At 63.0% G+C, this 14,616-nt stretch carries 13 protein-coding genes and 1 tRNA gene; 10 read left to right on the top strand and 4 right to left on the bottom strand.

Going from position 1 to position 14,616, the window contains the following annotated elements; translation table 11 throughout:
* Positions 1–91: 91 nt before the first annotated feature.
* Positions 92–313, bottom strand: coding sequence for a hypothetical protein (locus tag GA0071312_RS19535; protein ID WP_131817691.1), 222 nt, complete (start codon positions 311–313; stop codon positions 92–94).
* On the opposite strand from GA0071312_RS19535, the gene GA0071312_RS20225 reads away from it, so the two are divergent.
* The 4 genes from GA0071312_RS20225 to GA0071312_RS03435 all read left to right on the top strand — a co-directional run bounded on the left by GA0071312_RS20225 (position 308) and on the right by GA0071312_RS03435 (position 3,546).
* A complete protein-coding gene (locus tag GA0071312_RS20225; RefSeq protein ID WP_074443613.1) occupies positions 308–1,051 on the top strand; it encodes an ImuA family protein in 744 nt (247 codons plus the stop codon). The two genes, GA0071312_RS19535 and GA0071312_RS20225, sit on opposite strands and share 6 nt — an antisense overlap.
* Positions 1,035–2,594: a Y-family DNA polymerase gene (locus tag GA0071312_RS03425; protein WP_275261937.1), complete on the top strand. Its 1,560-nt coding sequence runs from the start codon at positions 1,035–1,037 to the stop codon at positions 2,592–2,594. The genes GA0071312_RS20225 and GA0071312_RS03425 overlap by 17 nt, the downstream gene beginning before the upstream one ends.
* A gap of 110 nt (positions 2,595–2,704) precedes the next feature.
* On the top strand, positions 2,705–3,031 hold the full coding sequence (locus tag GA0071312_RS03430) for a type II toxin-antitoxin system PrlF family antitoxin (RefSeq protein WP_074443614.1): 327 nt from the start codon (positions 2,705–2,707) through the stop codon (positions 3,029–3,031).
* Positions 3,028–3,546, top strand: a complete 519-nt coding sequence (locus GA0071312_RS03435; RefSeq protein ID WP_074443615.1) for a type II toxin-antitoxin system YhaV family toxin — start codon at positions 3,028–3,030, stop codon at positions 3,544–3,546. The genes GA0071312_RS03430 and GA0071312_RS03435 overlap by 4 nt, the downstream gene beginning before the upstream one ends.
* A gap of 70 nt (positions 3,547–3,616) precedes the next feature.
* Here GA0071312_RS03435 and GA0071312_RS03440 read toward each other — a convergent pair whose 3' ends face one another.
* On the bottom strand, positions 3,617–5,296 hold the full coding sequence (locus GA0071312_RS03440) for a thiamine pyrophosphate-binding protein (RefSeq protein ID WP_074443616.1): 1,680 nt from the start codon (positions 5,294–5,296) through the stop codon (positions 3,617–3,619).
* 292 nt (positions 5,297–5,588) lie between these two features.
* Between GA0071312_RS03440 and GA0071312_RS03445 the strand changes: the two genes are divergently transcribed.
* The 6 genes from GA0071312_RS03445 to GA0071312_RS03475 all read left to right on the top strand — a co-directional run bounded on the left by GA0071312_RS03445 (position 5,589) and on the right by GA0071312_RS03475 (position 13,420).
* A tRNA-Ser gene (locus GA0071312_RS03445) sits at positions 5,589–5,678 on the top strand.
* Between the two features lie 83 nt (positions 5,679–5,761).
* Complete coding sequence (locus tag GA0071312_RS19540) at positions 5,762–7,021, top strand: hypothetical protein (protein ID WP_131817692.1); 1,260 nt, start codon at positions 5,762–5,764, stop codon at positions 7,019–7,021.
* Between the two features lie 19 nt (positions 7,022–7,040).
* On the top strand, positions 7,041–8,801 hold the full coding sequence (locus GA0071312_RS03455) for a hypothetical protein (protein WP_131817693.1): 1,761 nt from the start codon (positions 7,041–7,043) through the stop codon (positions 8,799–8,801).
* Positions 8,802–9,111: 310 nt separating this feature from the next.
* Positions 9,112–10,172, top strand: a protein-coding gene (locus tag GA0071312_RS19105; protein ID WP_420819944.1) for an IS630 family transposase whose coding sequence is annotated in 2 segments (ribosomal slippage) — positions 9,112–9,601 and positions 9,601–10,172 — 1,062 coding nt in all. Because the reading frame shifts where the segments join, the coding sequence is not laid out codon by codon here.
* A gap of 65 nt (positions 10,173–10,237) precedes the next feature.
* On the top strand, positions 10,238–11,287 hold the full coding sequence (locus GA0071312_RS03470) for an NAD-dependent epimerase (RefSeq protein ID WP_074443619.1): 1,050 nt from the start codon (positions 10,238–10,240) through the stop codon (positions 11,285–11,287).
* Positions 11,288–11,497: 210 nt separating this feature from the next.
* Positions 11,498–13,420 carry a polysaccharide biosynthesis protein gene (locus GA0071312_RS03475; RefSeq protein ID WP_074443620.1) on the top strand — a complete coding sequence of 641 codons (1,923 nt, stop codon included), beginning with the start codon at positions 11,498–11,500 and terminating at the stop codon, positions 13,418–13,420.
* 28 nt (positions 13,421–13,448) lie between these two features.
* Here the strand turns inward: GA0071312_RS03475 and GA0071312_RS20545 are convergent, their stop codons facing one another.
* Both GA0071312_RS20545 and GA0071312_RS20550 read right to left on the bottom strand, forming a co-directional pair.
* A complete protein-coding gene (locus GA0071312_RS20545) occupies positions 13,449–13,907 on the bottom strand; it encodes a transposase (RefSeq protein ID WP_420819957.1) in 459 nt (152 codons plus the stop codon).
* Positions 13,802–14,116, bottom strand: a complete 315-nt coding sequence (locus tag GA0071312_RS20550) for a helix-turn-helix domain-containing protein (RefSeq protein WP_420819948.1) — start codon at positions 14,114–14,116, stop codon at positions 13,802–13,804. The genes GA0071312_RS20545 and GA0071312_RS20550 overlap by 106 nt, the downstream gene beginning before the upstream one ends.
* Between the last annotated feature and the right edge of the window lie 500 nt (positions 14,117–14,616).

Consider the following 14,616-nt stretch of genomic DNA (forward strand, 5'->3'; position numbering starts at 1 on the left):
GATAGTGATCATTTAAAGAACATAAAGGGATCAAAAAGTGATGTTGTCTGGTCGCGCGCCCGCCACTGACAATGCGCTCGCAGATGCTGCGTCATCCGCCGCGCAGGATGCCGCAAAGGATGCTGCTCAGGATCTCGCGCAGTTGCGGGCGCGAGGGGTTTTGCGGCGGGCGGTTGAGGCTTTCGGGGAATCTTGCGGGGAATCTTGCGGGGAGTCGCATGCGGCGCGCGCCGAAGCCGGCGATCATGCGCCCCTCGATCATGACGCGGTCGATGCGGTGCTGGGAGGCGGGCTTGCGCGCGGCGCCGTGCACGAGATCCTCGCGGAGGAGGCCGGCGATTGCGGCGCTGCGCATGGGTTCGCACTGGCGCTGGCCCTGCGGCTCAATCGCGGCGGGGCGATGCTCTGGATCCAGGAGGAGCGCGCCCGGGCTGAGGACGGGGCGCCCTATCCGCAGGGGATCGCCATGATGGCGGGGAAAACCATGGCGGGAAACAGTATGGCGGGAAGGGCCTTCGATCCCGCCCGCATCATCATGCTGCGCACCCGCGATGCCCGCAGCACGCTCTGGGCGATGGAGCAGGGTTTGCGCTGTCCGGGACTCGATACGGTTCTGGCAGAAGTGACCGGGCTCGCCGGAGCCTGCGATCTCACCGCCTCGCGCCGGCTGGTTCTGGCGGCGCGCGAGGGAGGCGCGACGGGTTTGCTGGTCCAGGCCGGCAGCGGGGCGCGCGATCTGAAGATCGCCAGCGCCGCGCGGACACGCTGGCTGATCGGCGCGCATCAAAGCCGGCGCGGCCTCGCCGGCGAGCCGGGCCGGGCGGCCTGGCGCCTGCATCTGGCCCGCCATCGCGGCGGGCGCGAGGGACGCTGGCTGAGGGAATGGGATCATGAGCACGGGCGTTTCAGCGCAATCGGGGCAGGAGAAGGGGCAGCCGCAGCACGATCAGGCGCATCACAAGCGCTATCTGGCGATCTTCCTGCCCTTTCTCGTGAGCGAGCGGATCAGACGCGAGGGGGGGCTGCGAGACGGGGTGCTGCCGCGCGCTGATGCGAATCCCGCCGCATCCTCTTCCGGCTCCCCCCCCGTCCCGCGCCCTCTCGTCACCACTTGCGAGACGCGCGGCGCCCTGCGCCTCGCCGCCACCGATCCCGTGGCCCTGCGACGCGGCCTGCGGGCGGGGATGGCGCTCACCGATGCCCGCGCACGCCATCCCGATCTGATCGCCCTGCCCGACGATCCGGCAGCCGATCGTGCCCTTCTGGAGCGCCTCGCCGACTGGGCGCGGCGCTACACTCCGCTTCTGGCGCAGGACCCGCCCGACGCACTGGTGCTCGACATGACCGGCGCCGCGCATCTGTTCGGCGGCGAGGAAGCACTCCTTGCCGATATCCGCGCCCGCCTGACCGCGATGGGCTTCACCCCCCGTCTCGCCATTGCCGGCACGCCGGAGGCCGCCGCCGCGCTGACGCGCGCAAGGCGCGACAAGGCGGGCGCTCGCGATCCGATCATCGCAAGCGGCACCGAGGAAGCGGCCTTGCGGCCTCTGTCGCTGCGGGCCCTGCGCGTCGCTCCCGAGACCTGCGAGGCGCTGGAGCGGATGGGCCTGCGCCGGGTCGAGGATATTCTCTTGCGCCCGCGCGCGCCCTTTGCCGCCCGGTTCGGCGCGGATCTGCTCGCGCGCATCGATGCGGCTCTGGGACGCCTGCGCTCAGGCATCGGTGCGCGGATCGAGGCGCCGGCCTATCTTGCCGAGCGTCGTTTCTTCGAGCCGATTCTGGCCAGTGAGGATGTCGCGCGCACGCTGGAGCGGCTGGCGGAAGAGCTCTGCGCCATGCTCACCCGCCACGGCGAGGGCGCGACGCGGCTGGAATACATGCTGTTTCGTGTCGATGGCGCGGTGCGGCGCATCAGCCTGCAGTCAGGGCGTCCGGTGCGCGATCCCGACCGGATCATGCTGCTTTTCCGCGAAAGGCTCGCCGGCCTGCACGATGCCCTCGATGTGGGCCACGGCTTTGATCTCGCCCGGCTCAGCGCCATCGCCGTCGGGCGCCTCGACGAAACGAGCCTCCGGCTTGACGGGCGTGCGCGCGGGCAGGCGCTGGCCCGGCTGATCGATACGCTCGGCGCCCGGCTCGGCGAGGAACGCGTGCGTATTCCCGTTGCCGGCGATGCGCATCTGCCGGAAGAGGCCGCGCGCCTGCGCCGCCCCTTCGAACGCCCCGCTTCCGGGCGCACCACCGCCCGTTCCTCAACCCGTTCCGCACCCTGGCTCCCCCCCTCTTCCTGGCTCGCCACCGCCGCGCCGGATCGCCCGATCCGCCTGTTCGACCAGCCCGAACCGATCGAGGCGCTGGCCGGCGTCCCCGACGGTCCGCCCCTGCGCTTTCGCTGGCGCCGCGTCCTGCACGAGACCATCGCCTATGAAGGCCCCGAGCGCATCGCGCCGCCCTGGTGGCGCGGCGGGCGGCTGACGCGGGATTATTTCTGCGTCGAAGACCGCGCGGGCCGCCGCTTCTGGCTCTTCCGCCACGGCCTCTATGCCCGCGAGACGCAAAGCCCGCGCTGGTATCTGCACGGGTTGTTCGGGTGAGGGTGTTGGAGCGTCAAGGCACAGCGTCCGAAGGCCCTACATTGAAACAGCAATGCACTTGCATTACAATAATGCCATATCCTTTCGCCGGAAACGGAGGCTGCCGCGACATGTCCGCGCGCACACACGAAACCTCGAAGCTCACCGATCGCTATCAGACGACGGTGCCGCGTGGCGTACGCAAGCAACTTGCGCTCAGCAAGGGCGATCAATTGCGCTACTGCATCGAGCCCGATGGCCGGGTTTATATCGAGCCCGTATCTGCATCAGAGAGCGACCCGGCTCTCGGCGCATTTCTTGATTTCATCGAAGCGGATATCAAGGCCCATCCCGAGCGCCTGAAGGCGCTCGACGGCGCCCTGCATGATCGCCTCGCGGCGCTCGTCGGGGATATCGATGTCGATCTGGATGCGCCGCTGTCGCCGGATGACGCATGAGCGCGCCGGTGGCGCCGCTCACCGTCAACGGCTGGTCGATCTACGCGCATCCGCTGTTTCTCGACCAGCTCGACGCCCTGATCACACAGGTCGAGGCGCTGCGGGCGCGCGATCCGCAGGGATGGCGGCGCAAGAATGCAACGAAGCGCCTTGCCGCAATCTTCAGGCTCGCGCGCGAGGTCATTCCGGCGGATCCCGGATCGCCGACCTTCCGCCAGGGCGACAGTCTCGGCCCGGCGCGCAGACACTGGTTCCGGGCGAAGTTCTTCCAGCAATACCGCCTGTTCTTCCGCTTCGACACGGCGAGCGGGATCATCGTGATCGCCTGGGTGAATGACGACGAGACGCTGCGCTCTTACGGCAGTCGAAGCGATGCCTATGCGACCTTCAAGGGCATGCTCGAGAACGGTGATCCGCCGGAGGATTTCGACGCGCTCTTGCAAGCCGCCCGCAATGCCAGCGACAGGTTCGAAACAGGCCTCGCAGCCGCATCAGAGCCCGAGCCCCGGAAATGAAAACACCCGCCGTCGCCGGCGGGTGTCTCTCACGTCATCACGCGGGGACGCGCGCCTGCGCCCCGCTCCCTCACGCCTTTTCCTGCATCGCCTTCTCGCGGATGGCCGAGAGCGTGGTGGTGGGGGTGATGGTTTCGGGGTCGATCAGGAGGTGGATGATCGCCGGCTTGCCGCTGGCCATGGCTTCCTTCAGGGCGGGGGCGAATTCCTCCGTGCGCTCGACCCGCGCGCCGAAACCGCCGAAGGCGCGGGCATAGGCCGCGAAATCGGGGTTCTTCAGCATGGTCGCCGAGACGCGGCCGGGATAATCGCGCTCCTGGTGCATGCGGATGGTGCCGTACATGCCGTTATCGACGATCAGCACGATGATCGGCAGATCATATTGCACGGCAGTGGCGAATTCCTGACCGTGCATCATGAAGCAGCCATCGCCCGCGACCGAGATCACCATGCGCTCGGGGAAGGCGCGCTTGGCGCCGACTGCTGCGGGCAAGCCGTAGCCCATGGAGCCGGATGTCGGGGCGAGCTGGGTGCCGTAATGGCGGAATTTCCAGAAACGGTGCACCCAGCCGGCATAATTGCCCGCGCCATTGGCCATGATCGCGTCATCCGGCACGGCTTTGGCGAGTTCAGCCATGACCTGGCCCATCTGCAGATCGCCCGGATGGGTGATCGCAGCCGGATCGCTCCAGGCCAGATAGTCTTCATGCGCCGCGCGGGTATCCTCCGCCCAGGGCAGATCCGCCGGCGGCTGCAGGCTCTCGAGTGCGGCGGCGAAGGCGCCGGGGCTGGCATTGATCGCCATGAAGGGGCTGTAGACGCGACCGAGCTCGGAGGAATCGGGATGCACATGCACGAGGCGCTGGCGCGGTGCGGGAATCTCGAAAAGGCTGTAGCTCTGGCTCGGCATTTCCGACAGGCGCCCGCCGACGACGAGCACCAGATCGGAATCCTTGATGCGCTTCAGGAGTTTGGGGTTGGGGCCGATACCGAGATCGCCGGCATAGCATTCATGCAGGGTGTCGAACAGCATCTGGCGACGGAAGGACGTGTGCACCGGCAGCCGGAAGCGCTCGGCGAAACGCTTGAAGCGTGTCACGGCCTGCGCGTCCCAGCGCCCGCCGCCGAGAATGGCCACCGGGCGTTTGGCACCGGCGATCAGCTTTTGCAGCTCCGCCATCTGTGAAGGGCCGGGATATGTCTCGATCGGCGTATAGGCGGGCGCATCCGCAGTGACGGCGGCCTCGGTGAGCATGTCTTCCGGCAGGGCGATCACAACCGGACCGGGACGCCCGGAGGTGGCGACATGGAAGGCACGCGAGACGAGTTCGGGAATGCGGGCGGGATCGTCGATCTCGGTCACCCATTTGGCGATGCTGCCGAAGACGGCGCGGTAATCGAGCTCCTGGAAGGCCTCGCGCTCGCGCATCTCGCGCCCGATCTGGCCGACGAAGAGAATCATCGGGGTGGAATCCTGACGCGCGATATGCAGACCCGCCGAGGCATTGGTGGCGCCGGGGCCGCGTGTGACGAAGCAGATGCCGGGCTGGCCGGTGATTTTGCCATAGGCCTCCGCCATCATCGCCGCCCCGCCTTCCTGGCGACAGACAGTGACGCCGATCTGCGCATCATGCATGGCATCAAGCGCCGCGAGATAGCTCTCACCGGGCACGCAATAGATCTGCTGTGCCCCGTGCAGGGCGATCTGGTCGACGAGTATCTGGCCGCCGGTGCGGGCTGTCGCGCTCATGGTGTTTCCTCTCCGATGCGCCCCTCGCAGGGCGCTTTCTCCGGGCATTCACCGCATCACGAATGCGGATTCGCCGGTTCGACGTGATCATTGCCGTGAGACTAGCCGATGGCCCGCCCGCAATGAAGGCGCAAGCCCGCCCACGCGGCTTGTGCGCGATGCCTGCGCGCCGGCGAAGCGGGTCGGAATTTCGAACGAAGCCCCCTCAACCCGCTTGTCCCCACGCCCGCCCCATGCTAATCCGCAGCCGGCCACCGAAGAGCACCCCACGCGGGCGCTAGTCGATCATTGCGGAGAGGTGGCAGAGTGGTTGAATGCACCGCACTCGAAATGCGGCATACGGGCAACCGTATCGGGGGTTCGAATCCCCCCCTCTCCGCCATCCCTGGGTTGCAAAAATCGTAAGCCGAGAAAGTCCCTCGCAAAGTGCCCGGTTGTGTGCCCCGCAACACGATGGAGATCGCAATGGGACACAACAGTCATATCCCGGGCCGCAATGGGCATGAAAGCATCAATTGCGCCGACCCGACAAAAATCCAAGCAAAATCAACAAACGTAACCGCAGATGTAACCCCGGATGTAACCGCAAATGTAACCAGCGGGATTCAGCTGCCGGAAGCGGGAGGACCGCGAAAGGCTGTGGATCATTCCTGCGGCATGACGCCGCAGGCTGATATCGGGCTGCGGAGCGGGGCCGCCGGGGCCGCCCACATGGAACAGGGTTTGCATGGAGGCGGGTTCGCTGCGTCGACAGCGGCGTCCGCACGGGAAAATGCCAGCGCCGACACGCACCACGCCGGCCATCACGCTGGCATTGACGGACCTTTGTCAGAGCAAACGAATCGCAATACGCTGATCGAACATGCCGATCACCGCGCCCAGGGGCGGCGCTCAAGAAATGGAGAAAGCAGGAAACGCTTCAGCCAAGGTGACTTACTGCGAAACTTGCCGCAGAATCTGTCACGGGACCGTGACGCTTATGTGTTTCAGCGGCGTGTTCCGAAATCCGTTTTCGGATCAACTGCAGAAACAGCGTTTACAAAGAAGCATTCGTCGCGCATCCTTCGTATCCGGCTCGGCCCGATGACGCCGCCCGAAGCGAAGAAGCGGGCACGTCATCTGAATGCGTTTTTTGACATTCTGGTTGCGTCCATGAGTTCGACCGTGAATACACCGATGAATAAGAATATGATTTCGTCCGAACAGCCCGATCCTTTCGATATTCTCGCAGGGGAACTACGGCGTCTGCGTGATGCGTTTGCGGGCGCGGCCCCGCCGCTCGATCCGGCGACTGCTATCTATGCCACGCATATCCGCGATATCGTGCATGCGGAGCGCGCCCGAAAGGGCGGCGAGAGTGACGATATCGTCGCCCGGCATGCCCCGCAGATCACTGCCAACGCGTTTTCCCGGATGCAGACATTCAGCAGCTTGATGGACCAGCTGAATGGTGATCCCGGCCTGCTTGATCATCTCGGGGCAATGATCGGCGATCGGAACCGGCAGCCGAGCGGGCCGCAAGACGCGGCCCATGATGAGGATTTCCGGTACGCCCATAGGTCAACCGGGCCGATGAAGTACAGCGATCATGACGGCGCGGAGCACGCGCAGGGTCGCATCCGCATGAATCTGCTCGGGCATCAGGGTGGGGACAAGACTGTGAACCCGGATGCAGCCTCCATGCCATTAGGCACCGCGACTGCGCCCGTGCGGGGGGCCGGGTGATCCCGACGCTTCGGTGATCTTGATCCCGGAAGCCTTGATCCCGGAAGCCAAGAGGGGCATGCCACCGGCTCAAACGGGATCGAAGCCGCAGGCCGCGCCGGACGGCATGCCTGTGGCGATGACCAAAAATCAACCTCAGACAACGGCTTCGCGTGCAGGGCAGAGGACGCAGACAATTGCCAGTGTGACGTCGGGCAGTCCGATCGCGCCCACTTCGCCAGATCAGGACACATCAGCTCAGGGCGCATCAGATCATGATGCAGTGGCGAACCCGGATCGTTCCTTGCCGAATATGTCCGCTTCCGACCTGTCGCGGCAGGAGAGCGCGTCGAGCATCGCAGATCTCGGCCCCAAGCCTGCGGAACTTGGCATCCCTGCGTCCAGCATGAGCACCGCTTACGCGACGCATTATGCGTTTGGCGGATTTGCCCTGTCCGTTGCCCCTGCAGCGACCGCGACCTGGCAAGCGTCGGCGCCCGCGCTGGGCAATCATATGCCGCCGCAGCATGGACCCTCGCAGCATGGCCCCACGCATCACGGACCAGGGCATCAGTTCCCGCCATATCAGGCACACCCCTATCATCAGCCCGGTCCGGCACCGACATTCTCTGAGCTCGCGGATTCCTATGACGAACGCCAACGTCAGCGCGCGGCGACCGAAAAACTGCTCAGCAAAGCACGGCTTGCGCGCGCTACCTTCATCGGCCTCCTCGGCGATCTCCCGATTACCGCCTACCGACCGAGCGATCTGCAATTCTATATCGACCGGATGCAGTACTGGCCAAAAAACCACATCAAGCGCAGCTCCGAATTGCATGACGTGGCACTGACGGAATGGCCGATCGCGGAAATCATCGAAGACAACCGCGACTTCAAATGTGAGGGGATCTCGCGCAAGACGCTGGAAGACAGCTATGTCGCCTTCGTGCGCGCGATCATTCGTGACCGGCGCACGGAACTCGGCTTCGCGGACCCCTTCCGTGACATGAAGATCGCCTGGCCGCTGAGCAGCACGAGCCCGCGCAAACGCTTGCCGATCAGCACGCTCACGCTGAACAAGGTCTTCGTCCATGGCGTCGAAAGCGGGTATCTCGAAGAAGCAATCCTGCCGCTGATGGCCTATCTGACCGGGCGGCGGATCGGTCTGCTGCTGCATCTGCGGGGTGAGGATTTCCGCCAGCGAGACGGCGTCTGGATCGTTCATCCCCAATCGCATATCCGTTTTGAAGGCAAGCGCATTCGCGTTCCCTACAAGACCGAAGCCTCGTTGCGTGCCTTTGTTCTCCACAACGTGCTCGATGAGATCGGTTTTGCGTTGTGGGCGAGCGAGCAGACAGGGCCGGTCTTCGCCAATGCGCTGCGCTATCCCGATCCGTCAAAACTCGCTTCGCGTCGTCTCAACCGGTTGCTGCAGCGCTCTGACGCCATCGCCGAGAACATCGAAGTGCTGCACAGCTTGCGTCACCAGGCGATCGATCGCATGCGCCATGAAAAGCTCGACGACAAGAGCCGGTACCTCCAGGCCGGCCATCGGGGCGCGAGGACGGAACACGACGATTATGGCGCTGATAATCTCAGCGGCGAGAACCTGCACGCGGTTGCGAACATGCCCCTCGACGACGGGCTTGATCTCTCGCCGTTCAAGAAGTTGGATTTTGACAGGATGGTGAAAGCAGTCCGCACCACCGGGCGCCGGGCCGGGGTGACGGCGCGGCGCTCGGGCCGAAATCCAGCCACCACTGCGATGGTCAGCTCCCCGTCTGTTTTTAGGGTCGCATGACTGTCTGAGGAGGATGAGGGCCAAAGTTGCGCGGCACGCCCGCGCCATCAGCTTCCATTGGGCCGTGGCTTCAACCACCGGTACCGACGGTAAAGGTGCCGTGCTTGTACAGCCATGCAAGCGGAACAGCATATGGACTGCGCACCCTTACGGAGTTGGCTCAGGTTCTGCGCTTATTCGGTCTCCAAGCAGACTGCGTTCAGAAATTCCGTACGTTATTGCGGATAATACCAATCCGCATTGAAATTGACTCGGGGGATTCCCTCCGAGGCGCAAATCAGATTCAAGGTGGCGAACGGAGGAGTTCGCCATGGCTGCTTTGCCCTTGCGGGATGATTTTGACGCGGAACGCTGCCGTGCGGCGGCGCGGCGCTCGAAGGATGGGGCGCAAACGCGCCGGCTTCTGTCTATCGCGGCTATCTATGAGGGATCGAGCCGGGCGGAGGCGGCCCGGCTCGGCGGCGTGACGGCGCAGATCGTCCGCGACTGGGTTGAGCGGTTCAACCGAGAGGGACCGGAGGGGCTCGTCGACCGCAAGGCGCCGGGCAAGGCTCCTCTGCTCGGCCCCGATCATCTGGCGGCCCTGGCACGGCGGGTGGACGAAGGACCGATCCCGTCCGTCCATGGCGTGGTGCGCTGGCGGATCGTCGATCTCGCGCAATGGCTCTACGAGGAGTTCCGCATCGCAGCGAGCGAAGACACGGTGAGCCGGGCCCTGCGCAAGATGGGCTATCGCAAGCTCTCGGCGAGGCCGCGCCATCATGCGCAGGACACGCATACCATCGAGGATTTTAAAAAAGTTTCCCCGCCCGCCTGGACGAAATCGCCGCCCACCAGAGCCTCGCGCCCGATGACATAGAGGTCTGGTTCGCCGACGAGGCCCGCATCGGCCAGAAGAACAAGATCACCCGACGCTGGGCCAAGCGCGGAACCCGCCCCTCGGCGCCGCACGATCAGCGCACCGCCTCGACCTACATCTTCGGGGCGATCTGCCCGCAGGAGGGAAAAGGGGCGGCTCTCGTCCTGCCGCGCTGCGACACAAAAGCCATGAACCTTCATCTCGTGGAGATCGCCGCCGCAGTCGCCCCGGGCAAACACGCCATCCTCATTCTCGATCAGGCCGGATGGCACATGGCCAAAGGCCTCGAGATCCCGCAAAACATCACCCTCCTGCCGCTGCCGCCAAAATCGCCCGAGTTGAATCCGGTCGAAAACCTCTGGCAGTTCATGCGCGACAATCTCCTCTCCAACCGAGTCTTCGCCTCCTATGACCAACTCCTCGACCTGTGCTGCCAGGCCTGGAACGCCATCATCGACCAGCCATGGCGCATCATGGCCATCGGGCTGCGAGACTGGGCTCATCGGTTCTGATCATTGCGGGTTGGTATTAGCCGGCACCGCCTTGGCGAAATGTTCTTCGCGGAGGATTTGGTCGGATGAGCACTTCAGGCACACGCACCGCACTCGTCACGGGCGCTGCCGGTTTCATCGGCTTCCACCTCGCGCGCCGCCTCCTTGCCGATGGCTGGGTGGTGATCGGCATTGACGGGATGACCGATTATTACGATGTGCGCCTCAAGCAGGCGCGGCTGACCCAGTTGCGCGGCGCGGGCGGCGAGGGCACCAACGCCTTCCGTTTCCATGAGGTGATGCTGGAGGACGCCGCGCGCATTGCGGAGATCTTCGGCGAGGCAAAGCCGGATACGGTGGTGCATCTCGCAGCCCAGGCCGGCGTGCGCTATTCGCTGGAAAATCCGCGCGCCTATATCGATTCGAATCTCACCGGGACCTTCAACGTCATGGAGGGCGTGCGCGAGAGCGCGCCGCGGCATTTCCTCGCCGCCTCGACGAGCTCCGTCTACGGCGCCAACACCGAAATGCCGTTCGGCGAGACGGATCGTACCGATCATCCGATCACGCTCTATGCGGCCACCAAGAAAGCCAATGAGGCGATGCTGCATTCTTATGCGCATCTGTGGAACCTGCCGACGACGGCGTTTCGCTTTTTCACCGTCTATGGCCCCTGGGGCCGCCCGGACATGGCTTTGTTCAAATTCGTCAAGGCCATCCTCGCGGGCGAGCCGATCGATATCTATGGCGAAGGTCGCATGAAGCGTGACTTCACCTATATCGACGATCTGATCGAATCCGTCACCCGCCTGATCGAGACCCCGCCGGAGGCGGGCAAGCCCGTGGAGGGCATCGATGATTCGCTCTCCCCTGCCGCGCCCTGGCGCGTGGTCAATATCGGCGGTGGTCAGCCGGTAGGGCTCCTGCCCTTCATCGAGACCATCGAGCGCGAGCTCGGCCGCGAGGCGATCCGCAACATGCTGCCCATGCAGAAAGGCGATGTGCGCGAAACCGTCGCCTCCGCCGATCTGCTCCAGGCCCTGACCGGCTATCGCCCCGGGACAACGGTCGAGGAAGGCGTGCAGCGTTTCGTGGCCTGGTATCGGGAATACTATGGGTTGGCATCAGTGGAATGATCCTTGCCAATTGCAGCGCGAGGCGCCAGCAAACCGAGCCATGACCAGATTAGAAGGTAATGCGCTGCATCACGTTGAAATTGATTGGCTGCGTTGAATTTTGGTCGATTGCGGCGGCGCACCCGCTCTGTATCGCTCGGTGTGAACTTTACGGCTTCTGGCGTGCGTGATACTGGCAACGAAATGGCTGGCGAATAGGGATTGGCGGGAATGCGCATGCTCGGGGGAAAAATTTCCCTCTCCTGGAAAACCATGCTGGCATCCGGCCATGATGTCGTTATGGCCGTGGCATCACTCATGATCGCATTAATTGCTCGCTATGGAAATGATGTCTGGCGGATTGATCAACTCGGACTGTGGCTGACTCTCTTCGCTATCACGTGTCTGGTTATTTTTCAGTGCCTTGGTCTTGGTCGGGGCATGTGGCGCTTTGCATCGATTACTGATCTGCGGACCATCGTCCTTGCGGCGACAGCCTCCGTCATCGTCTTTATGCCGCTTCTGTTCAGCGTCACACGCCTGGAAGGATTCCCACGCACCGCATTGCCGATCACGTGGTTCGTAATGATCGTGCTGATCGGCGCGCCCCGGCTGGCATACCGCGCCTTCAAGGACGGCGGCTTGACGGGATTGCGTGCAGGCGATCTCGCGGACCGTCCGCGCGAGGAAATTCTGATCGTCGGAACCGTCAGTGAAGCCGATCAGGTCATTCGCGGATACGGTCTCGAGAATTCTCGCCACCACGTTCATGGTATCATTGATATAAAGTCTGGAAAAAACGGACGTAGTGTCAGAGGAATCCCGGTTCTCGGCGCAGTTTCCGAACTCGCCGAGATCGTCCCGCGACTCAGTCGAGCCGGCACCACCATAAATGCGCTCGTTCTGGCATCACCCAGTTTCTCTGGGGACTGGTCCACCCTGCTGCAAACGGCGACGGATTTACAGCTACCTTTGCGTCGGGTTGCATCAAAGCCTTTGACAGGGATGGAGCCTGATCTTGCCGAACTGACCCTAGAAGATCTGCTGAGACGTCCAAGCATCAACCTTGAGATGGACAATATTGCCGCTCTCATCCGTGATCGCGTCATTCTGATCACAGGCGCCGGCGGCAGTATCGGTTCCGAGATCGTCAGGCAGGTGGCGCGTTATGGTCCCCGTCAACTCATTCTCGTGGACCTCTCCGAATACGCGCTATACGAGATTAATCACGAGATCTCTCGCGACTTTCCGGAACTGTTGCACACAGCCGTGCTCGGCGATGTACGGAACAACGGTCAGATGCACACTTTGATAACGCGTGAGAGGCCGTCGGTGATATTTCACGCTGCGGCTCGCAAGCATGTTCCGCTGATAGAGATCAATGTTTGCGATGGCGTAGCGACCAATGTTTTCGGCACGCGCAATCTCGCGGATGCAGCAGTCAAAGCCGGTGTCGAAGCATTCGTGCTGATTTCGACCGACAAGGCGATCCGTCCCACAAGCACGATGGGTGCATCGAAACGGGTAGCTGAGCTCTATTGTCAGTCACTTGATGTCGCCGGTTCTAACACCCGGTTCATCACCGTGCGGTTCGGCAATGTTCTCGGTTCGACGGGTTCGGTCGTACCGCTGTTCCGACGTCAGATTCTCGCAGGGGGCCCGGTGACGGTGACCCATCCCGAGATGAAGCGCTATTTCATGACCATTCCGGAAGCCACCCAACTGGTTTTGCAGGCGGCGGCAACCGGGATCGAACAGCGGCGCGCCCGGGGTCGTATCATGGTTCTGGACATGGGCAAGCCTGTACGGATCGTCGATCTCGCGCGATCCATGATCGTGCTCGCCGGATTACGTCCCGATCACGATATCAAGCTCGCTTTCACCGGACTACGACCGGGAGAGAAACTCTTCGAGGAACTGTTTGACCCGACGGAGCACCCCGAACCTTCGGGGGTTGACGGAGTCTTTGTCGCCTCGCCCTTGCTTGCCGATCCGGAAGTCCTCATGCGCGATATCGCGGCACTTGAACGCGCCGTCTTGGATGGTGACGAGGTGATGGCCCGTTCCGGCCTGTTTGCCTTGCTACCGGAACAAGCCCCCAAGTTATCGGATCAGACGGCTACAGTGCCACCTGTTGAAAGAAGACCTGCCTGAGAGTGGGATTCGAAAGTTTATTATACTCCTACCCTGCCAAAACCCGAAAATTCTGGCGTGTTATAAGGCAGAGGTTGTTTGATACCTTGTCGCGGAAGTTGTGGCATTCATTTGGAATGGTTTCGTGCAGGAATGCGAGGATGGCATCTGCGAACTGTTTCTGCGTTGGGTAATGACGATTATGCATCACGTGCTGGTGCATGACCGCCCATAGCCGCTCTATCGGGTTTCGATGCGGGCAATATGGTGGAAGCTGGATCAGGTGAATGCGACACCCGGGTCGTGACAGGAACTGCCTGACATCCGGACCCTTGTGGTAGCGTGCGTTGTCCCAGGTCACGTGGATCAGGCATTTGTCGGGGTTGCGGGCCTCGATCTTGCTCAGAAGCTGCGCCGCACTGATCCCGTCGACCGTCGTCGGTTCGACGAAGGGGGTGTCATGCCAGATTGGCCGCCCTGCCAGGCATCTACCGAGAGCGCATCCCAGCCGGCACGTTGATAGGCCTTGTCCCAGATCCGAATGGTGTCTTCGTCAAGATACAAAAATTCGGCGATCTCTTGGCAGGACTTTCCATCACCCAGCAGCAGGATCGCATTCGCCCGCCGAGCAATGCCATGGTCCTCGCGTTGGCTGCGGAGGCAGGCCTCAAGTTCACGGCGTTCTGACGTGGAAAGGAAGCCACGGCAGATCACCATACCAGCTGAGTCGCTTCGCAGATGCGCGTCAACCCCAAATTCGGCTTCCCAACGACTCGGAGTATATGTTATTCTTTAAACTTATGGCTGGAAGCTCGGCGTGGCTCAATGGGACGCTGGGCCGCCGGGCGGAAGCATGATCCCGAGCGCCTTGATTTCGAGGTTTCGACGAAAGCGATCCGTAAGGCACCCTGACGCTGCCGTTATGATCAGCGCTTGCACTTTGAAGGCTGACCGGTTGGCAATTGCGGGCGCAGTTTGCATGCACAGGACGTCGCGTGGTTTTGCTTGCCTGATGGCCCCTCCGTGCGCAGATCGGTTACCCGATGATCGGTCGGCTCACACGCGGTTGATACGGGGCATGGCGGCATGAACCGACACACCTTATTACGCGATACCCACGCGTTATTGGGAGGGCCATCCGGGCGACTGAATCGCCGCGCGGTCTCATGGGCCCTCAATCGCCTTTTAGTCACGCGAAACTGTACCCGCTTTCGTCA

Origin of the sequence: Saliniramus fredricksonii, from assembly GCF_900094735.1 — a bacterium.
Classification (GTDB): Bacteria; Pseudomonadota; Alphaproteobacteria; order Rhizobiales; family Beijerinckiaceae; genus Saliniramus; species Saliniramus fredricksonii.

Coding starts and splice junctions, on each gene's coding strand:
- GA0071312_RS03440 (WP_074443616.1), bottom strand. CDS start 5,296: ATGAGCGCGACAGCCCGCACCGGCGGCCAGATACTCGTCGACCAGATC.
- GA0071312_RS03470 (WP_074443619.1), top strand. CDS start 10,238: ATGAGCACTTCAGGCACACGCACCGCACTCGTCACGGGCGCTGCCGGT.
- GA0071312_RS20550 (WP_420819948.1), bottom strand. CDS start 14,116: ATGGTGATCTGCCGTGGCTTCCTTTCCACGTCAGAACGCCGTGAACTT.
- GA0071312_RS03475 (WP_074443620.1), top strand. CDS start 11,498: ATGCGCATGCTCGGGGGAAAAATTTCCCTCTCCTGGAAAACCATGCTG.
- GA0071312_RS03430 (WP_074443614.1), top strand. CDS start 2,705: ATGTCCGCGCGCACACACGAAACCTCGAAGCTCACCGATCGCTATCAG.
- GA0071312_RS03435 (WP_074443615.1), top strand. CDS start 3,028: ATGAGCGCGCCGGTGGCGCCGCTCACCGTCAACGGCTGGTCGATCTAC.
- GA0071312_RS19540 (WP_131817692.1), top strand. CDS start 5,762: ATGGGACACAACAGTCATATCCCGGGCCGCAATGGGCATGAAAGCATC.